The following is a 19,803-nucleotide window of genomic DNA, read 5'->3' on the forward strand; positions in this document are numbered from 1 at the left end:
TATACCTTGCTTTCGCTTGTTTTTAGATTAAATTTAGTTTTATTGAAAGATTAAAGCTCAAAACTAAAAACGCCTTGATTATTTTTCAAGGGTTAATGATTTTTTGAATGGGGGTCAAATACAAAAAGCCCAATTCCTTTTGCCCTTGCATGCTTTGAATGTGCCATAACCTGAAAATTTCAAAAACCCTCTTATAGCCGGCTTCTTTCAAACGCAAGGCGTTTTTAGCGTAATTTTCGGCAATCTCTTTAGGAGGAGCGTAGCCTAAAACCTCTTTAGCGTCCATTAAACCGGTCGTTTTAATATGAGCGAAAAATAAAAAAAGCTGGTAAAAATACCGCTCTAACCCCCTTAAAATGTCCGCATCCTTTTTGCCCTCTTTTAACAAATAATCATAAATATCAAGCACGCTTTTTTTCAAAAAAAGCCCTAAAATGAGCTTTTGTAAATCCATATCCCCCGCATTGGAGCTTAATTCTTGAATGTCTTCTAAAGCGATTGGTGCGTTTAAAAGCGCTAGCTTGTCTAAATCGTTAAACGAAACGCCTAAATCTTCGTTATTGGTTTCAAAAAGAGCGTTTAAAAGATGGTTGCTGATGTCTAAATGTAAAAAATTCGCCCTTTCTTGTAAGAATTTCAAACTCTCCCAAATTTTAGGGATAAAAAAGCGTGCATGAATCGCTTCATCTTTCAAGGGGCTTTTTTGGAAAAATTTAACGATAGCATCGCTAGTGTATTTGTATTTTGTGGTGTCGCTTTTAGAATGATAAAGCCCTATGATAAGCTTGTTATGGCTAGGCCGCTCTAAAGCTTTTAAAAAAAGATTGATATCGTTTTCTTTAAATTTCTTATGCAACGCAAAGTCCAGTTTTAAAACGACTAAACTGCTCCCTCCAAATAAAGAATCCTGCTCTAAAAGGGTCGTAATCTGGCTTTTTTCATAATCGCTCGCATAAAAAAGCGAAGTTTCTGTGTCAGGGTTAGCGCCTTTAAAAAGCGAGCTGATCGTTTGAATATAATAATGAATGAAAAAATCAAACTCCCCATACAAAAACACCGCTTTAGGGAGACGCTGTTTTAAATAATTGTCCAAATCTTTACGATACATGCTCTTTAATCCTTTCTGTGATTTCACCCCAAACTTGCCCTAAAACCAAATCCGCATGCGTGATTTTAACGCACACCTTTTCTAAAGGCTTAAAAACCTTGTTCGTTTTGACTAAAACTTTAAGCCCTACCCATTCTTTTAACCCCACCACCACCCAATCTTTAACCTCTAAAACAACGCCCAAAAATTCTTTTTCTAAAAGTTCTAAAGCTAATCGAGCGAATTTGCGTTTGACAAAATCCCTTTCAATCAAAGCGGTCTTTTTTTGTAAAGCGTTCAACTCAGAACACAACTCGGGCGTTTCTTCTAACAAATACGAGCAGCCTTTAGCCTGGTGGAACAACAATTCTTTTAAAAGCCTGTGTAAGGCTAAATCGCTGTATCGTCTAATGGGCGAAGTGGAATGCGTATAGCTGGCAAACCCCAAACCAAAATGGCTTTCTTGCATGGGGCTATAAAGGGCTAAATTTTGAGATTTAATGATTAAGCGCGAAACTTCTCTTTCTAACTTCTTTTCTTTGGCTGTCTTTAAGGCATGCTCTAAAAAAGGCAAAAAGCCCATGTTTTTAGGGCGTGTGATCTCATAATCAAAAAGCTTGTCGTAGAGGCGTTTTTGTTGCTCCAAACTGGGCTCTTTATGGGTGCGGTATATCCCCTTATTTTGAAAATGCTTATCTAATAACCTCGCGCTAGATTGGTTGGCTAACAGCATGGCTTCTTCTATAAGGGTGTGCGCACCGCTTTCTTTTTGCGTTTCAATTTTTTCTATACGCCCTTCTTGATTTAAATACAGCTTGTTTTCAAACGAATTGAAATCAAACCCTTTTTTTAAACGCTCCTTTTTTAACGCTAAAGCCATTTCTAAAAACCCCAAAAGGCTTTGTTGCAAATCTTTATCTAAAGAGCTTTGTTGGGCGCTTAAAAAATGATTGATTTCTTCATAAGTGCAATTAGCCCTAACTTCAATAACGCCTTGAAACAATCGGGCGTTTTTCAAATGATCTAAAGGGATCTCATACACTAAAGCCAGGCGTTTTTCAAATGCTTTCAGTGAGCATGCCCCTTGAGACAAACTCAAAGGCAGCATGGGATACACGCTATTAGGGAAATACACGCTAAAGCCCCTAAGCCTAGCTTCTTTATCCAAACTGGAATATTTCGGCACAAATTCGCTCACATCAGCAACCGCCACAAACAAAACCCTTTTTTCTTGATCATAAAAAATCGCATCGTCAAAATCTTTAGCGTCTTTAGGGTCAATGGTGATAAAAGGGATGTGGGAATAATTGATCCTATCTTTAAAATCGCTCGCTTTAAGTTGCGCGTAATGTTGGGCTAAATTCAAACAATCTTTTGAAAAATCCTTAACCCTGTCAAAAAGGCTTAAAGAAAGGTTTTCATCTATTAAAGGGTCTTCTAAAGCCCCTAAAATTTCGCTGATTTCACGCTTTTTCAGATCGATCTTTACCACGCAATGCCTGGGCAATTCTAATAAGGATTTTTGGCTGTGTTTTAAAAGAACGGGTTTTTTAAAAGGCTCTTTAAAAGGGATAGCCACAATCTGGTTATTTTCTTTAGCCAGGTAAACTATCATCGTATGATCTGCATGATCTGCATCAAAAAGAGCGGCTTTAAAAAAGGCTATGGGGCGTTTTTTAGAACATTCTATTTTGCATAAAATCAAAGCGTCTGTTTTGAAAGAAGGGGGTAAGTTTTTGATTAAAGGGTCTTTAGGGTAATTTTTCGCTAAAGAAATGAAAAACGCCTTATTTTCTGCCCATTCAATTCTGCCTATATCAAAGCCTTCTTTTAAAAAATAGCGCTCCTTGTTGGATCCAAGCGCTTCTTTTAAAACGCCCTTTTCTATTAGAGGAGCGAATCGTTTAGGGATCTTTTTAACTCCAAAAAAAAGGCTTCTTAAAAACCCTTGCATCAAAAAACACTTCGCATGACTTCAAACGCTTTTGAATAAGGGACTTGAGAAGCGCTGAATTTTTCAAAACTTAAAGAAGCTTGATAGATGAGCATGTCTTTCCCGTCTTGAAAGGGGATTTTTAACTCTTTGGCCAGAGACAAAAAGGGCGTTAAAAACCCATACACCAAATCATAAGCGAGCTTGCCCTCTTTAAAATACCCTTTCAAAACCTCTTTACTTAAAGGCAATTCGTTATTCAAACTCGCTGAAGTAGCGTTAATAATCAAATCAAAAGCGCTTTGAGGAGGCTCCATGAAACAATCACAGCCCAAGCGTTGGAAAAAATCCAATCCCCTAGCAGAGCGGTTCAACACACTCACTTCTAAGCCTTGTTTTTTTAATCCGCACGCTAGGGCTTTAGCGCTCCCCCCAGAGCCTAAAATCAAAGCGTTTTGAAAGTTTTGGTGTTTTAAAGAAAGATAAAACCCTAAAGCGTCGGTATTATAACCCACAAGCTCATCATTTTCCAAAACAAGCGTATTGATTGAAGCGCATTCAAGCGCGATACCTTTGATTTTATCGCAAACTTGAAACGCCCTTTCTTTAAAGGGTAAAGTTACATTAGCCCCACTAAGCCCCAAATGCAAAAACTCGTTTTTGATATGGCTTTCTAAAGGGAGTAATATGGGGTGGTAATGCCCCAAAAACCCTAATTTTTCTTGAAAAGTCAAAAAACAAGCGTTATGGATTAAGGGCGATTTGGAATGTTTGATGGGATTTCCAAAAACCCCAAAAGATTTTAATTTCATTATTCTTTCATTCAGCCTTTTTTAAAAGTTTTAAAAACACATAGCCCTTTGTTTCATTAGAAAATTCAATTTTAGCCCAATCGTTTTGGATTTCTAAAACTTTCACGCTTTTATCTTTTGTAAGCGATCCCAAGATTTTGCCTTTTGTGCTAGGAAAAGCACGCACATTCACGCCACTGACTGCGACCTTATACTCTAAAGGTTTTTTTCCAATTGCAGGGGTTGTGGGGGTTTTTTGGTTGTTTTGAACGGGTGAGACGCTGTTTTGTTTAGGTTCATTTTGGATTTCTGGCTCTTGTTTATTCTCTTGTTTAGTTTCTTTTTCTTGCGTGGTTGTTTCTAAAGGCAAAGGAGGGTCTTTGGTGAGGTTTTCTTCTGTGGTGGTTGTGTTGGCTTCTTGTTTAGGCGAAAGCGCACTGTTTTGACGCTCTGTCTTGGTTTTTTCTGAATTCTGGCTTATTTGAGCGCTGTCTTTTTTTACATAAAAACCAAGCGCAGCATGCGCTAAAGCATACAACAACATAAACCCTAAGACCACCAAAAAAGGCTGCATAAAAAGTTTTAAAAAAGATTTCATCTCAGTTTTCATTCCTACCCTCAACGCTTTTCAAAATCAATCCTAGGGTCAATCACCACGCAGAGCAAATCGCTTATCAAACTCGCTACCAAACCTAAAAGCGTGAAAATATAAAGCGAACCAAACACGACAGGATAATCCCTACTCACAATGCTTTCATACCCTAAAAGCCCTAACCCATCCAGGCTAAAAACGATTTCTATCAATAAGCTTGAGCTAAAAAACATGCCCAAAAAAGCTTGCGGGAAACCCGCCACCACTAACAAAATCGCATTGCGGAACACATGCGCATAAAAAATACGCCCCACTGAACAGCCCTTAGCCTTAGCGCTCACCACATAAAGTTTGCCCATTTCATCTAAAAAAGAGTTTTTCACTAAAAGCGTAAGGCTTGCAAAACCCCCTAAAGAAATGCAAAGAACGGGCAAAGTGATATGCCATAAATAATCCCTGATTTTACCTAACGCGCTCAAACTTTCAAAATTATCGCTCACTAGCCCCTTTAAAGGGAACCAGTGCCAATAATTCCCTCCAGCAAAAAACACGATCAACACCACCGCAAACAAAAAGGCCGGGATAGCGTTAGCGACAATGATCACCACGCTGCTTAGCACATCTAAAGGCTCGTTATTGCGTTTGGCCTTGAAAATCCCTAAAGGGATAGAAATAAGATAAATCAAAAGCGTGCTAAAAAGCCCTAACGAAATGGATACGGGCAATTTTTCCTTAATCAAATCTACCACTTTAATCTGGCGGTAAAAGCTCTCCCCAAAATCAAATTGCGCGTATTTTTTGAGCATAAGAAGGTAGCGCTCCCCTATGGGCTTGTCAAAGCCATAGAGTTTTTTTAAATTTTCTAATAAATCGCTCTCCAACCCTTGAGACCCCCTATAGGCACGATCTTTAACAACGCCTTGGGTTTCTTTGGACTGCGTGTTATTGATTTTAGCCATCATCTGCTCTATAGGGCCTCCAGGAGCCGATTGGATCAGAAAGAAATTAATCGTCATGATGGCTAATAAAGTCGGGATAATCAAAAGCAAGCGTTTGAGAATATAAGCAATCATTGAAGACTCTTTTCTTTTTTTACCCACCACAAATACGGCGAAAATCCATAACTAGGGCTGATTTCAGGCATGCCAATGTAATTATACGCCGCGATCCTGTAATTAGGCAAATAAAAATGCGGTATCACATAAAACCCCCACAATAGCACCCTATCCATCGCTTGAATGGCGGCTAATTGCTCCTTGTAATCTTTAGCGTTAATGATTTTTTCAATCAAATCATCTACCGCTTTACTAGAGATTCCCGCATAATTCCTTGCGCCTTTTTCTTTAGCGCTCAAAGAGCCAAAATAAAAGCGCTGTTCATTACCCGGGAAAGACGATTGGCCTATCACCCCTACAATCATGTCAAAATCATAGCTTTTGACCCGATTGACATACTGGCTTAAATCCACTCTTTGGATTTTCATGTCAATCCCTAACACCCTTAAGTTTTTAGCAAAGGCTAGAGCCAATCTTTCAAATGCCGGGCTGTTTAAAAGCAAAGTGAAACTAAACGGCTTGTTATTCTTATCCACTAAACGCATGTTTTTGTAAGAAAAGCCCGCGCTTTCTAAAAGCTTTTGAGCGTATTTTAGATTTTCCCTCAAGTTATAGCCTAAAACATCAGCCCCATCGGTTCTAGGCACGACATAAGGCTCTTTAAAAACCCTTTCATCTAAACTCTTTTCATAAGGGGCTAACAGAACTTTTTCTTCAGGGCTTGGAAGAGGAGGGGACGCATAAACAGAGTTACTGAAAAAACTAGTGGTGCGTTTGTATTGCGAAAAAAACAGATTTTTATTCGCCCATTCAAAATCAAACGCATAAAATAAGGCTTCACGCACCCTTTTATCCTTAAAAATTTCCCGGCGCGTGTTGAAGAAAAACCCTTGCATGCCGCTTGGCATTTTATGGGCTATTAGGTATTTAGTGATTTTTTTATTGTCTATAGCTTTCCCCACATAGCCCCTAGCCCAAACCTTAGCCGTACTTTCAAGGCGCCAATCATACGCCCCGCTTAAAAAAGCCTGTAAAGCAATGGTTTCGTCTTTATAATACTCAAATTTGACCTGATCAAAATTGAACTGCCCCTTTCTGCTAGGCAAATTCCTCGCCCAATAATTAGGGTTTCTTTGGTAGGTGATTTTCTTGCCCACATCAAAAGAATCGATCACATAAGGGCCGCTAGAAACAGGAATGAGTAAAGGGTTTTTGGTGAAGTAATCCTTTTGAAACGCTTTTTTGGAAAAGATCTGCAACTGCCCTAAAATGAGAGGCAACTCTTTATTTTCAGTGGTTTTGAAAAGGAATTTAACATGGTGTTTGTCTAAGATAACCGCCTTTTTAACATCTTGGTAATACTGCCGATAAATGGGCGATCCTAATTGCATTATCGTATCAAAGCTAAACTTCACATCGCTCGCTAAAATGGGAGCGTTATTGCTGAATCTCGCTCTTTTGTCTAAAGTAAAAATCACATAGCTGTTATCCTTAGCCACTTCGGCGTCTTTAGCGATCAAGGGGTATTCGGCATAAGGCTCGTCCAAACTTTGCACCATTAAAGTGTCATAAATCAAATCCAAGCCTTCGGCTTTAGTGCCTTTAAGCACAAAAGGGTTAAGGCTATCAAAAGTCCCTATAGCGTCATTCCTTAAGACACCGCCTTTTCTGGCGTCAGGGTTAGCGTATTCAAAATGCGTGAAATTGTCTTTATATTTAGGCTCTTCGCCCAAGTATAAATAAGGCGTAGCCTTAAGGAAACAAAACACCCCCAACCATAAGCCTAAAATTTTAAAGACCACTCAAACCAACCCCATCAATTCTTTAGCCTTTTGGTAAGTCGCTTCCGCCAAAGGTCTGGCTTTTTTGACACCGCCATTTAAAATGGCTTTCACTTCATCATCGCTGATTTCTTTGTATCTTTCTTGGATGGGTTTTAAAGCCTGGATCACTACTTCAGCCAATTCCTTTTTAAAATCCCCATAGCCCTTATTTTTGAAACGCTCTTCTATGTTTTCTGGGCTTTCATTGCTTAAAAGCATGTAGATATTTAAAAGGTTGAAAATGCCCTCTCTTTCTTCATCAAAGGCGATAACGCCCGTAGAATCAGTGGCCGCTTTTTTGATTTTTCTTACAATAATGTCTGGCTCATCTAAAAGAAAAATCGCATGGTTAGCCCCCTTATGCGATTTACTCATTTTCACTTTTGGATCATCTAGCCCCATAACCCTTGCCCCCACTTTAGCGATCAAAGGCTCTGGCACTTTAAAGCAGTTCCCAAAATCCCTGTTAAATTTTTCTGCAATGTTTCGTGTGAGCTCTAAATGCTGTTTTTGATCTTCGCCCACTGGCACTAAATCGCTTTGGTATAACAAAATATCTGACGCCATTAAAATAGGGTAATTGAAAAGCCCCACATTCACGCTTTTAGGGTTTTTTAAGGACTTGTCTTTGAATTGCGTCATTCTTTGCATTTCCCCCATAGACACCTGACAATTTAATAGCCATGCTAAAGCCGGGTGCTCATTAACTTCACTTTGAATGAATAACCCTGATTGCTTAGGATTAATCCCGCAAGCTAAAAGCAATTTGACTAGCTCATAGCTTTGGGATCTTAAAAATGCAGGATCTATGGGCAAGGTAATCGCATGCGAATTGACGACGCAAAAAAGATTTTCATATTCATCTTGCATCTCTACCCAATGCTTGATCGCTCCTAAATAGTTGCCCAAATGGATTTGCCCGGTAGGTTGGATGCCTGAAAAGACTCGTTTTTTGTGCATGTTGCTTCTCGTTGGTTTAGTTAGTGTTATTGTAACCACCTAATTTTAATATTTTAATTTATCTTAGTTTTTAAGAACGCTTGATCCCAGAAAAGAGTAACACTTCATAGCTCAATTTTTCAAACGCTATGTTTTGAAAAAAATGTTTTTTTTGCTTGAAACTCAGCGTTGAACCCCCTAAAAGACCGCATTTTTTAAGGTAATTCAAGCAATCTTGTTTGCGGTTGAAATAAAGAGCGAAGCGCTTGTTTTCCAATTCTATTTGAAAATTTTTAAAAGCGTTTTTGATTAAGGATTTGAGCGTTTTGAGATCCCTTAAAGGCGAAGGCGTGCCTAAAAACTCATGCACTTCATGCAAACTGAAATCCGTATGAATAGCTAGAGCGGCCTCCTTACTAGAAAGAGCGATTTTTCCTAAAACGCTTTTTAAATCCCTTGCCCATTGTAAAGAGGAAGAAGACACAACCAAATCATAAGCGCAAAAAACATGTTCTTCAAAATCCGCATGCTCTAAAGTGGTTTTTTGAATATTAATAGAATGCGTGGGGTGTAATTTGAGCATGTTCATAGAATTATCCAAAGCGATAAACTCTTCAATCAAAATATTTTGCCGCTCTAAAGCGTTAAAAACAGCCCCACTCCCTGATCCTAGATCCAAAACTTTAGCGTAATGTTTTTGTTTTAAAAATTGGACAAGGCAGATAGCGATTTGCTGCTGGATATGAGCAAAGAGGGGATAAGTTTTGGCATGCCGATTGAATGCATGCTGATTGAATGAATGAAAAGAGTCCAACACCACCGCCTTTAATGCGCCACGCTTAAAATTAAAACTGAATTTTAGTGTGTTCTTAGCAAATTTTAGATAAGATCAAGGGTAATTTTTTCTAAATTTTAGGCATTTAAGGAATCGGTGTTTATGACAAGCGCTCTATTAGGCTTACAAATTGTTTTAGCGGTATTGATTGTGGTGGTGGTTTTGTTGCAAAAAAGTTCTAGCATCGGCTTAGGGGCTTATAGCGGGAGCAACGATTCTTTATTTGGTGCTAAAGGACCTGCAAGCTTTATGGCGAAATTGACCATGTTTTTAGGACTGTTATTTGTCATCAACACCATTGCTTTGGGCTATTTTTATAACAAAGAATACGGCAAAAGCATTTTAGATGAAACTAAAACCAATAAAGAGCTTTCACCCTTAGTCCCTGCCACCGGCACGCTTAACCCTACGCTCAATCCCACTCTAAACCCCACGCTCAATCCTTTAGAGCAAGCCCCCTCTAGTCCTTTAATGCCAAAACAAACGCCTAACGAACTTCCTAAAGAGCCAACTAAAGCGCCTTCTGTTGAAAGCCCCAAACAGAATGGAAAAAATGATGCCAAAGAGAATAATATAAAGGGTGTTGAAAAAACCAAAGAGAATACAAAAACGCCCCCAACCGCCCACCAAAAGCCTAAAACGCATGCAACGCAAACCAACGCCCATACCAACCAAAAAAAGGATGAAAAGTAATGTTACAAGCCATTTATAACGGAACCAAAGATTTAATGCAAAAAAGCGTTCAAGCTTTGAATAGAGATTTTTCCACTCTAAGGAGCACGAAAGTTTCAGTCAATATTTTAGATCACATCAAAGTGGATTATTACGGCACGCCCACCGCTTTAAACCAAGTCGGATCCGTGATGAGCTTGGATGCGACTACTATTCAAATCAGCCCATGGGAAAAAAACCTGCTCAAAGAAATTGAAAGATCCATTCAAGAAGCCAATATCGGCGTGAATCCTAATAATGACGGCGAAACCATCAAGCTTTTTTTCCCGCCCATGACAACCGAGCAAAGGAAACTCATCGCAAAAGACGCCAAAGCGATGGGTGAAAAGGCTAAAGTGGCTGTAAGGAATATCCGCCAAGACGCTAACAATCAAGTGAAAAAATTAGAAAAAGACAAAGAAATCAGCGAAGATGAAAGCAAAAAAGCCCAAGAACAGATCCAAAAAATCACCGATGAAGCCATTAAAAAAATTGATGAAAGCGTGAAAAACAAAGAAGATGCGATTTTAAAGGTCTAAACCATGGATATTAAGGCATGTTATCAAAACGCTAAAGCGTTGTTAGAGGGGCATTTCTTGCTCAGTAGCGGATTCCATTCTAATTATTATTTGCAATCCGCTAAAGTTTTAGAAGATCCCAAACTAGCCGAACAATTAGCCAAAGAATTGGCCAAACAGATTAAAGAAGCTCATTTGAATATTGAGTGCGTGTGCTCGCCTGCTATTGGGGGGATCTTGGCTGGGTATGAGCTTGCAAGGGCTTTGGGCGTGCGTTTTATCTTCACTGAAAGAGTGGATAATGCCATGGCGTTAAGGCGTGGTTTTGAAGTCAAAGAAAACGAAAAAATTTTAGTGTGTGAGGACATTATCACTACGGGAAAATCCGCTATGGAATGCACTAAAGTTTTAGAAGAAAAGGGCGCTCAAATCGTGGCTTTTGGCGCTCTAGCTAATCGGGGCATTTGCAAGCGCACTCATTCTCAGTTAAAGGCCCAAGAGGGTGCGTGTTTGCCCAGCCATTTGCCCCTTTTTGCTTTAGAAGATTTTGTTTTTGACATGCACGAGCCTAGCCATTGCCCTTTATGCGCCACTAGCGTTGCTATAAAACCGGGAAGTCGTGGCAACTAAAAAAACAAAAAAAATAAAATTCCAGAAAAAAAGCAAGCGTTAGAAAGCCCTTTAAAAGGGCTGTATCTCTCTTTGCGTTTAAAAGCCTTTATCACCGATATTTTTATGATTTATACCCCCATGCTTTATATAATGACCTATGTGATTTTAGGGAGCGCGAAGGATTTTAGGGAAAACCAGAGCGCGATTTTTTTATGCTTGCTTTTTTATGCTCTAACGCACAGCTTTTTTATCGCTTTTAAATCCCAAAGCCCTGGCATGCGTTACGCTCAGTTTAAATTAGTCAGAAATAACCGCCAAAAAGTGGGCTTTTTTTTAGCTTTGTGGCGCTTTATTTTGTGGGTGTTGAGCATGGGGTTGCTTATAGGGTTTGTTACGCCTTTTATTTTTAAGTTTTTTTTGCATGACAAACTCAGCAACACTCATATTGAAACCATCAAGGAGGAAACATGAAAAATTTAGTGATCCTAAGCGGGGCTGGTATTTCAGCAGAAAGCGGGATTAAAACCTTTAGAGACGCTGATGGCTTGTGGGAAGGGCATGACATCATGGAAGTCGCCTCGCCTTATGGCTGGAAAAAGAACCCGTAAAAGGTGTTGGATTTTTACAACCAAAGGTGCTGACAGCTTTTTGAAGTTTATCCTAACAAAGCCCATAAGGCTTTAGCAGAATTGGAAAAATACTATCAAGTTAATATCATCACCCAAAATGTAGATGATTTGCATGAAAGGGCGGGTTCTTCTCGCATTTTGCACTTGCATGGGGAATTATTGAGCGTTCGCAGCGAAAAAGATCCTGATTTAGTTTATAGATGGGAAAAGGACTTGAATTTAAGCGACTTGGCTAAAGACAAATCGCAATTACGCCCTGATATTGTGTGGTTTGGCGAAGCTGTGCCTTTGCTTAAAGAAGCGATTTCTTTAGTCAAACAAACGCATCTTTTAATCATCATTGGCGCTTCTTTGCAAGTCTATCCCGCCGCTAGCCTCTATGTGCATACGCCTAAAGACGCTCTCATTTATTACATTGACCCTAAGGCTAAAAACGCCCATTTACCCCAGAATATCCAATGCATTAGCGATAACGCGGTGCATGCCATGCAAGATTTAATGCCCAAACTCATAGAAATGGCCTCTTAAGAGATGTTAAAATAATTTTTATTTTTTCAGCTAACGATTAGCAAAAACATGGTTTAATTGGTTTTCATTATTTGCTAATAATTAAAGGAGTTTGAGAGTCCGATGCAACAAGCCACAGAAGCATTGAATCACCCCTATTTTGGCGTTTTTGTTTTGTTGGTATTCACCTTTTGGGTGTTTAACTTAACCTTAAGGATTCAAAGGTTTTTAAGCCGTAAAATGGCTCAAAAAAAGGGCGAAAAGCTCAAGCTCGCTCCCTATGAATGTGGGCCTGTGGCTCTCAAACAGCCCAATAGAGTGTCCCATCATTTCTATATCATGGCCATGCTTTTTATTTTATTTGATGTAGAAATCGTTTTCATGTTCCCTTGGGCGATTGGTTTTAAAGAATTAGGCTTGTTTGGACTCGTTGAAATGCTAGGCTTTGTCTTCTTTTTAACCATTGGTTTTATTTACGCTTTAAAGCGAAACGCTTTGAGCTGGCAAAAATTAGAGGTGAAATAATGCAACAAGCACCGGTTGTTCTAAGCACTTTGGATAAATTATTGAATTGGGGGCGTTCTAATTCGCTTTGGCCTTTAACTTACGGCTTGGCGTGTTGCGCGATTGAGATGATGGCGACAGGGGGTTCAAGGTTTGATTTTGACAGATTTGGCACGATTTTTAGAGCGAGCCCCAGGCAATCTGATGTGATGATCATCGCTGGCACGCTCACTAAAAAACATGCCGAATTCATGCGCAGGCTTTATGATCAAATGCCTGAGCCTAAATGGGTGATTTCTATGGGGAGTTGTGCTAATACGGGCGGGATGTTTAACACTTATGCGACCGTTCAAGGGGCGGATAGGATTGTTCCTGTGGATATTTATTTGCCCGGTTGTGCACCGCGCCCAGAGACTTTACAATACGCTCTTATGGTTTTGCAAGATAAAATCAGACGCTCTAAAGCGATCAAACAAGACACCCCTAAAAGGTTAGTGTGATGGTAAGAAAACAATCCCCCTATGAAGATGTGCAAAAACAATCGCGCCAGCATGACCCTCATAAAATCATAGAACCCACTCCTAAAAAATATTTAGAGGGCAGTGCTTATGAGGTCATTTACAACCACCTTTCTTACAAGCATGAGGTTTTAGACAAATATATAGAAACTAACATGGCTGTGTTTTGGATCAAAAAAGACGATATTTTTTCTGTCGCTACGATTTTAAGGCATTTGGGTTATGAGTGTTTGAGCGAAATGAGCGCGATAGATTTGTGCGCTAAAAAAGGGCATTTTGAATTGTTTTATCAATTTGTGGGTTTTAGCGATAGCTGTAAGAATCGCCGTAGGGTGCGCGTGAAATGCATTCTATTGCCCAATGAGAGCGTGGATTCTTTGAGTTTTTTATACCGATCGGCTAATTGGAGTGAGAGGGAAGCGTATGACATGCTTGGTATCGTGTTTGACAAACACCCCTATTTGAAACGCCTTATCATGCCGCATGATTGGGTGGGCCACCCTTTATTGCGTTCTTACCCGCTCAAAGGCGATGAGTTCGCCCAATGGTATGAAGTGGATAAAATTTTTGGTAAAGAATACCGAGAAGTGGTGGGTAAAGAGCAACGAGACAGTGCGAGAGTGGATGAAAAAGACACTTTCAATTTCGCCAAAATTGGCTATGAGCAGGGCAAGGGCGAAGAATTAAAAGAAACAGAAGAAAAGCATGCGTTTAAGAAAATCCCTTTTGTCAAAGATTTGCACAAAATCGCCCCCACTATCTTAAAAAAGAGGCTATAAAATGGCTCAAAATTTTACGAAACTCAACCCTCAGTTTGAAAACATCATTTTTGAACATGACGACAACCAAATGATTTTAAACTTTGGCCCCCAACACCCCAGTAGTCATGGGCAATTGCGCTTGATTTTGGAATTAGAGGGCGAAAAAATCATTAAGGCTACCCCTGAAATTGGCTACTTGCATAGAGGCTGTGAAAAGTTAGGCGAAAACATGACCTATAACGAATACATGCCCACTACCGACAGATTGGATTACACTTCTTCTACCAGCAACAATTACGCTTACGCGCATGCGGTAGAAACCTTGCTCAATTTAGAAATCCCTCGCCGAGCGCAAGTGATCCGCACGATTTTACTAGAGCTTAACCGCATGATCTCACACATCTTTTTTATCAGCGTGCATGCTTTAGATGTGGGGGCGATGAGCGTGTTTTTGTATGCGTTTAAAACGAGGGAATACGGGCTAGATTTGATGGAGGATTATTGCGGGGCTAGGCTCACGCATAACGCTATAAGGATTGGGGGCGTGCCTTTGGATTTACCCCCTAATTGGTTAGAAGGCTTAAAAAAGTTCTTGGGTGAAATGAGGGAATGCAAAAAACTCATTCAAGGCTTATTGGACAAGAATCGCATTTGGCGGATGCGCTTGGAGGATGTGGGCGTTGTAACGCCCAAAATGGCACAAAGCTGGGGCATGAGCGGCATCATGTTAAGAGGGAGCGGGATCGCTTATGACATTAGAAAAGAAGAGCCTTATGAGCTTTATAAAGAGCTTGATTTTGATGTGCCGGTGGGCAATTATGGCGATAGCTATGATAGGTATTGTTTGTATATGTTAGAAATTGATGAAAGCATTCGCATCATTGAACAACTCATTCCCATGTATGCTAAAACCGATACGCCCATCATGGCTCAAAATCCGCATTATATTTCTGCCCCTAAAGAAGATATAATGACGCAAAACTACGCCTTGATGCAGCATTTCGTTTTAGTGGCTCAAGGCATGCGCCCGCCCGTTGGGGAAGTGTATGCCCCCACAGAAAGCCCTAAAGGGGAATTAGGGTTTTTTATCCATTCAGAAGGCGAGCCTTACCCTCATAGATTAAAGATCAGAGCCCCTAGCTTTTATCACATTGGGGCTTTAAGCGATATTTTAGTGGGGCAATATTTAGCGGATGCAGTAACCGTGATTGGCTCAACCAATGCGGTGTTTGGCGAGGTGGATAGATGAAACGCTTTGATTTACGCCCCTTAAAAGCGGGTATTTTTGAACGCTTAGAAGAATTGATTGAAAAAGAAATGCAACCTAATGAAGTCGCTATTTTCATGTTTGAAGTGGGGGATTTTTCCAATATCCCTAAGAGCGCTGAATTTATCCAATCTAAAGGGCATGAGCTTCTCAATTCTTTGCGTTTCAATCAAGCGGATTGGACGATTGTCGTGAGAAAAAAGGCTTGATTTTGAGCGGCTTTAACTCCTTAAATTCTCCCTTAATCGCAAGTTCTTCTCTCAGCTTGAAAGAAGCTTATTGCTTAGAAAAATTATCTCTTAAAAAAGGGTTTAAGATCAACTACAAGATGAGTGAAGAGAGTTTAAACCTTTTAAAAGAAAGCGGTTTGTGCGTTTTGTTTGGGGGGTTTTCAAACGCTTGTTTGAATGAAAATGAACGATTGATTTTAGAAAACATTAACCAATTAAAACTCCCCTACGCCTTGTTAAGGCCCTTACAAGATACAAGAGACTTGCAAGAAAATTGCCTTTTTGCGTCGTATGAAATCAACACGGAAGCGGCGGTTTTGGCCTTGATTTTAAGGGGTATTTTAGAAAAAACTTCCCGATTAAAGGGGCATATTTTAGAAGAGGTTGATGTGGGGTATTTAAGCTCTGAAGCGAACATGAGTGAAGAAGAATTACAAGAACTTACCGCTCTTATAATTAAAGCGAAAAAAAGGGTGCTTGTTTTAAATAGAGAAATCACTAAGCATGCTAACAACGCTTTTTTATACACCCTTTTAAGCGAGTTGCAAAACCACCTAGAAATTTTACATATCCCTTGCAATGATTCAAATATAACGACCGCTTTTTACGATTCCAAAGATCATGAATGGCTGCTAGAAACAGCCCTTAAAGAGGGTATTTTGCCTTTTGAGTCACAACTCCAATCAAAAGATTTAGAACTTTTAGAGCGAATGGGTGAGGCTAACGGCTCGTTTGTCTATGTTTCTTACAAGAGCCTTGAAGTCCCCAGATTATCTTTTTCCAAGCAATTTAAGATCGCTAATAGAATCCAGCATTCTAAAATGGGGTTTCAAATCTCAAATAAAACGCTAGAATGCGAGTTAGAAGAAAGCCCCCATTTGAAGGGCTTGATTGCGATTTTAGAGGGGGCGTTTTTTAACGCTTACCCTTATATCCCTATTTTATCCCACTCTCAAGGAGTTTCATGATCACAATGAATATCAATGGCAAAATGATTGAATGCCAAGAGGGACAAAGCGTTTTAGAGGCTGCTAGGAGTGCTGGGCTCTACATCCCTACTATTTGCTATTTAAGCGGTTGCTCGCCCACAGTCGCATGCAAGATGTGCATGGTTGAAATGGATGGCAAACGGGTTTATAGCTGCAACACGAAAGCCAAAAACAATGCCGTTATCCTCACTAACACCCCAACGCTCATGGATGAAAGAAAAAGCATCATGCAAACTTATGATGTCAACCACCCCCTAGAGTGTGGCGTGTGCGATAAGAGCGGGGAGTGCGAATTGCAAGACATGACGCATTTAACCGGCGTAGAGCACCAACCTTATGCGGTGGCTGATGATTTTAAAGCGCTAGATTCATGGGCAAAAGCCTTGTATGATCCTAATTTGTGCATCATGTGCGAAAGGTGCGTAACCACTTGCAAGGACAATGTGGGCGAAAACAACCTTAAAGCCACTAAAGCCGACTTGCATGCCCCGGATAAATTTAAAGACAGCATGTCCAAAGACGCTTTTAGCGTGTGGAGTCGTAAGCAAAAAGGCATTATTTCTTTTGTGGGCAGCGTGCCTTGTTATGATTGCGGGGAATGCATTGCGGTATGCCCTGTGGGCGCTTTGAGCTATAAAGATTTCGCTTACACGGCTAACGCATGGGAACTAAAAAAGATCCATTCTACTTGTTCGCATTGCTCAGCCGGGTGTTTGATTTCTTATGATGTGCGCCATTTTGATACTTTGGGCGAAGAATCTAAAATTTTTAGAGTGCTTAATGATTTTTATCATAACCCTATTTGTGGGGCAGGCCGTTTCGCTTTTGATGTGAGCTCTAGCCCTAAAGGCAGTGCTAATCTTAAAGAAGCACAAAACGCCCTCAAAGAATGCAAAGCGGTGCGGATAGGAGGAGACATTACGAATGAAGAGGCGTTTTTAATAGAGCGTTTAAGAAAAGAGCTTGATTTTAAAATCTACAATCAAAAGGTGTATCATTTCCAACAATTCTTAAAAGTATTGGGCGAAGTTAAACGCCCCAGCGTTGAAGAGATTAAAACTTCTCATCTAGTCATTACGATGGGCTCTTCTGTCAAAACAGAAAACCCTTTAGTGCGCTATGCCATCAATAACGCTCTCAAACTCAATAAAGCTTCTTTAATCGCTATGCACCCTATCAAGGATAACGCGTTAGCGAATTTGTGCCGAAGCTCTTTTTGCATCACCCATGAAGTGGGGGCTGAAGAAATCCTTTTAGGCATGCTTTTAAAAATGCTTAACATTGAAAGCGTGGCTCTAAAAAGCTTAGAAGATTCCAAGCAAAGCATTGCAGATGAAGCGGCTCTTAAAGCCTTAGAAGAGGAGCGAAAAAAAGCTTTAGAGCAAGCCGAACAAGGGTGCAGTATTGGAGAAAATAAGGCAGAAAATCCAGAAGAGAATAAGATAGAAGCAGCTACCCCAAAAGAAGAAAATCAAGAAAAAAATAAGACAGAGGTTAAAGAAGAAACCATTGAAGTCCCTACCAAAACCACTTATTTGTTGCTTGAAGAAGCGGGCATCAATGTAGAAACTTATGAAAAAATTCTGGCTCTTTTGCAAAAATCAAATAACACCCTGCTAGTGGTTGGCGAAGAAATCTATAGCCACAAACAAGCCCACAATATCGCTAAAATGTTGCGTTTGTTAGCCCAAAAAAGCGCTATTAAACTCATTCTTATCCCCCCAAGCGCAAACGCTTTAGGCATCGCTTCCCTTTGCGAATTGAGCGAGGAAGTTTTTGAAGATGAAAAAATTGTAGGCATTCGCGCTCAAGGGGATTTCACTATCAATAGCGATGATAGGGTTTTTGGAAAAGACGCTGTCAGTAAAGTGGATTTTATCCTGCCCAGTCTCAACCAGCTAGAAGGCACGATCACTAATATTGAAGGGCGTGTATTACCCTTAAAACCGGCTTTGAGGTTTGAAGGCTATGACTTGAGCGATATTATGCAAGGCTTTGGCTTTGTGGAAGAAAATCTCACAGAATGCACCCATAAACTCCCTACCAAAGCGGGCTTTAAAGCCATAGAATTTGATCATCTAACCAATTATTTCACTAACGACAGAGTCAATCACAGAGGCTATTTGCTAGGAACAAGCCATTTTGAAAAGAGCGCTAAAGAATGCGAGATCGTAGAATGCGAGCCTATCAAGCCTTTAAAAGAAAAAATCGCTTTCAACGCGTATTTAAAATACCCAGAAACGCAATTCAATAACGCTACCAATAAAAGCGAGAATTTGCAATTAAAAGCCGGTGTCTATGTGTCTAAAGCTTTCTTAAAAAAATTGAATAAAGAAGTGGGGCAAAACATCACTTTATCTAAAGAAGAAGAGGAATTAACAGGCGTTTTGTATCTGGATGAAAGCTTGGATCAAGAAGTGTTTGTTATCTCGCCTTCTCTTTTGAAAAACCATTCTAGCTTTTTTAGAGAGGGTGTGTTTGATAGCGTGGATTTAAAGGAGCAAGCATGAGCGCTTATATCATTGAAACCTTGATTAAAATTTTGATTTTAGTCGCTGTTTTTTCGGCTTTAGGAGGCTTTGCCACTTACATTGAAAGGAAAGTGTTAGCCTATTTCCAACGCCGTTTAGGGCCTTGTTATGTGGGGCCTTTTGGGCTTTTGCAAGTCGCAGCAGACGGCATTAAGCTTTTCACTAAAGAAGACATTATCCCCCAAGGCGCAAACAAGTTCATTTTCACACTAGCGCCCATTATTGCGATGGTGAGCGCGTTTGTGTCCATGGCGCCTATCCCCTTTTTCCCTAATTTCACTCTGTTTGGCTATGAGATCAAACCCCTTATTTCTGACATTAATATTGGCTTTTTGTTTTTCTTAGCCGTAGGTGCAGCAGGGATTTATGCACCTATTTTAGCCGGGCTTGCCTCTAATAACAAATACTCTTTAATCGGTTCAGCAAGAGCGACGATCCAACTGCTCAGTTTTGAAGTGGTCAGCACTTTAACTATTCTAGCCCCCTTAATGGTGGTAGGATCGCTCTCTTTAGTGGAAATCAATAATTACCAAAGCGGTGGGTTTTTAGACTGGCTTGTGTTTAAGCAACCTCTAGCGTTTGTTTTGTTTTTGATCGCAAGTTATGCTGAATTGAATCGAACCCCCTTTGACTTGTTAGAGCATGAAGCCGAGATTGTAGCAGGGTATTGCACCGAATACAGCGGCTTGAAATGGGGCATGTTCTTTTTAGCGGAATACGCGCATTTATTCGCTTTTTCTTTTGTGATTTCTATTGTGTTTTTTGGCGGGTTTAACGCATGGGGCTTTATCCCTGGGGGCTTAGCGATTTTGATTAAAGCGGGCTTTTTTGTCTTTTTATCCATGTGGGTTAGAGCGACTTATCCGCATGTGCGTCCAGACCAACTGATGAATATGTGCTGGAAAATCATGTTGCCTTTAGCGGTATTGAACATCGTGCTAACAGGCATTATTATTTTAATTTAAAGGAGG

Annotated in this window: 20 protein-coding genes and 1 pseudogene; 13 read left to right on the top strand and 8 right to left on the bottom strand. The window is 40.1% G+C overall.

All coding sequences use genetic code 11. The features are described from left to right. Positions 1–85: 85 nt before the first annotated feature. From holA to AA974_RS05620, 8 genes are all read right to left on the bottom strand, one after another. The gene (gene holA, locus AA974_RS05585) at positions 86–1,108 is read right to left on the bottom strand and encodes a DNA polymerase III subunit delta (protein WP_064433754.1); all 1,023 of its coding nucleotides are present in this window, start codon (positions 1,106–1,108) and stop codon (positions 86–88) included. Further along, positions 1,098–3,041 (bottom strand): RNB domain-containing ribonuclease, encoded by a 1,944-nt coding sequence (locus tag AA974_RS05590; RefSeq protein WP_064433755.1) that lies wholly within the window; start codon positions 3,039–3,041, stop codon positions 1,098–1,100. Before AA974_RS05590 ends, holA begins: the two co-directional genes overlap by 11 nt. Further along, the gene (locus tag AA974_RS05595) at positions 3,041–3,832 is read right to left on the bottom strand and encodes a shikimate dehydrogenase (protein WP_064433756.1); all 792 of its coding nucleotides are present in this window, start codon (positions 3,830–3,832) and stop codon (positions 3,041–3,043) included. The genes AA974_RS05590 and AA974_RS05595 overlap by 1 nt, the downstream gene beginning before the upstream one ends. A 7-nt stretch (positions 3,833–3,839) precedes the next feature. Then, positions 3,840–4,421 carry an SH3 domain-containing protein gene (locus tag AA974_RS05600; protein WP_064433757.1) on the bottom strand — a complete coding sequence of 194 codons (582 nt, stop codon included), beginning with the start codon at positions 4,419–4,421 and terminating at the stop codon, positions 3,840–3,842. 8 nt (positions 4,422–4,429) lie between these two features. After that, entirely contained in the window at positions 4,430–5,476 is a 1,047-nt protein-coding gene (locus AA974_RS05605) for a microcin C ABC transporter permease YejB (protein WP_064433758.1), read from the bottom strand. Further along, complete coding sequence (locus AA974_RS05610) at positions 5,473–7,260, bottom strand: extracellular solute-binding protein (RefSeq protein WP_064433759.1); 1,788 nt, start codon at positions 7,258–7,260, stop codon at positions 5,473–5,475. The genes AA974_RS05605 and AA974_RS05610 overlap by 4 nt, the downstream gene beginning before the upstream one ends. Continuing rightward, positions 7,261–8,241: a tryptophan--tRNA ligase gene (trpS, locus tag AA974_RS05615; protein WP_064433760.1), complete on the bottom strand. Its 981-nt coding sequence runs from the start codon at positions 8,239–8,241 to the stop codon at positions 7,261–7,263. It abuts the gene before it with no gap. A gap of 70 nt (positions 8,242–8,311) precedes the next feature. Further along, positions 8,312–9,034, bottom strand: coding sequence for a methyltransferase domain-containing protein (locus AA974_RS05620; protein ID WP_064433761.1), 723 nt, complete (start codon positions 9,032–9,034; stop codon positions 8,312–8,314). A 123-nt stretch (positions 9,035–9,157) separates the two neighbouring features. Between AA974_RS05620 and secG the strand changes: the two genes are divergently transcribed. From secG to nuoH, 13 genes and pseudogenes are all read left to right on the top strand, one after another. Continuing rightward, positions 9,158–9,748 carry a preprotein translocase subunit SecG gene (gene secG / locus AA974_RS05625; protein WP_064433762.1) on the top strand — a complete coding sequence of 197 codons (591 nt, stop codon included), beginning with the start codon at positions 9,158–9,160 and terminating at the stop codon, positions 9,746–9,748. Continuing rightward, positions 9,748–10,305, top strand: coding sequence for a ribosome recycling factor (frr, locus tag AA974_RS05630; RefSeq protein WP_064433763.1), 558 nt, complete (start codon positions 9,748–9,750; stop codon positions 10,303–10,305). The genes secG and frr overlap by 1 nt, the downstream gene beginning before the upstream one ends. 3 nt (positions 10,306–10,308) lie before the next feature. Then, on the top strand, positions 10,309–10,914 hold the full coding sequence (pyrE, locus tag AA974_RS05635; protein WP_064433764.1) for an orotate phosphoribosyltransferase: 606 nt from the start codon (positions 10,309–10,311) through the stop codon (positions 10,912–10,914). 18 nt (positions 10,915–10,932) lie between these two features. Next, entirely contained in the window at positions 10,933–11,367 is a 435-nt protein-coding gene (locus tag AA974_RS05640; protein WP_064433765.1) for an RDD family protein, read from the top strand. Beyond that, positions 11,364–12,053, top strand: a pseudogene (locus tag AA974_RS05645) (SIR2 family NAD-dependent protein deacylase). Before AA974_RS05640 ends, AA974_RS05645 begins: the two are co-directional and overlap by 4 nt. A gap of 102 nt (positions 12,054–12,155) precedes the next feature. Beyond that, positions 12,156–12,557, top strand: a complete 402-nt coding sequence (locus AA974_RS05650) for an NAD(P)H-quinone oxidoreductase subunit 3 (protein WP_015428242.1) — start codon at positions 12,156–12,158, stop codon at positions 12,555–12,557. After that, the gene (locus AA974_RS05655) at positions 12,557–13,036 is read left to right on the top strand and encodes a NuoB/complex I 20 kDa subunit family protein (protein ID WP_064433766.1); all 480 of its coding nucleotides are present in this window, start codon (positions 12,557–12,559) and stop codon (positions 13,034–13,036) included. Before AA974_RS05650 ends, AA974_RS05655 begins: the two co-directional genes overlap by 1 nt. After that, the gene (locus AA974_RS05660; protein ID WP_064433767.1) at positions 13,036–13,833 is read left to right on the top strand and encodes an NADH-quinone oxidoreductase subunit C; all 798 of its coding nucleotides are present in this window, start codon (positions 13,036–13,038) and stop codon (positions 13,831–13,833) included. The genes AA974_RS05655 and AA974_RS05660 overlap by 1 nt, the downstream gene beginning before the upstream one ends. 1 nt (position 13,834) lies before the next feature. Beyond that, the gene (gene nuoD / locus AA974_RS05665) at positions 13,835–15,064 is read left to right on the top strand and encodes an NADH dehydrogenase (quinone) subunit D (protein ID WP_000068196.1); all 1,230 of its coding nucleotides are present in this window, start codon (positions 13,835–13,837) and stop codon (positions 15,062–15,064) included. Further along, the gene (locus AA974_RS05670) at positions 15,061–15,291 is read left to right on the top strand and encodes an NADH-ubiquinone oxidoreductase subunit E family protein (RefSeq protein ID WP_000819168.1); all 231 of its coding nucleotides are present in this window, start codon (positions 15,061–15,063) and stop codon (positions 15,289–15,291) included. The genes nuoD and AA974_RS05670 overlap by 4 nt, the downstream gene beginning before the upstream one ends. A 2-nt stretch (positions 15,292–15,293) precedes the next feature. After that, positions 15,294–16,280, top strand: coding sequence for a hypothetical protein (locus tag AA974_RS05675; protein ID WP_064433768.1), 987 nt, complete (start codon positions 15,294–15,296; stop codon positions 16,278–16,280). After that, positions 16,277–18,811, top strand: a complete 2,535-nt coding sequence (locus tag AA974_RS05680) for an NADH-quinone oxidoreductase subunit G (RefSeq protein WP_064433769.1) — start codon at positions 16,277–16,279, stop codon at positions 18,809–18,811. Before AA974_RS05675 ends, AA974_RS05680 begins: the two co-directional genes overlap by 4 nt. Further along, positions 18,808–19,797 carry an NADH-quinone oxidoreductase subunit NuoH gene (gene nuoH / locus AA974_RS05685; RefSeq protein WP_064433770.1) on the top strand — a complete coding sequence of 330 codons (990 nt, stop codon included), beginning with the start codon at positions 18,808–18,810 and terminating at the stop codon, positions 19,795–19,797. Before AA974_RS05680 ends, nuoH begins: the two co-directional genes overlap by 4 nt. Positions 19,798–19,803: the final 6 nt, after the last annotated feature.

It is taken from the genome of Helicobacter pylori (genome assembly GCF_001653475.1).
GTDB classification, from domain to species: Bacteria; Campylobacterota; Campylobacteria; order Campylobacterales; family Helicobacteraceae; genus Helicobacter; species Helicobacter pylori_CM.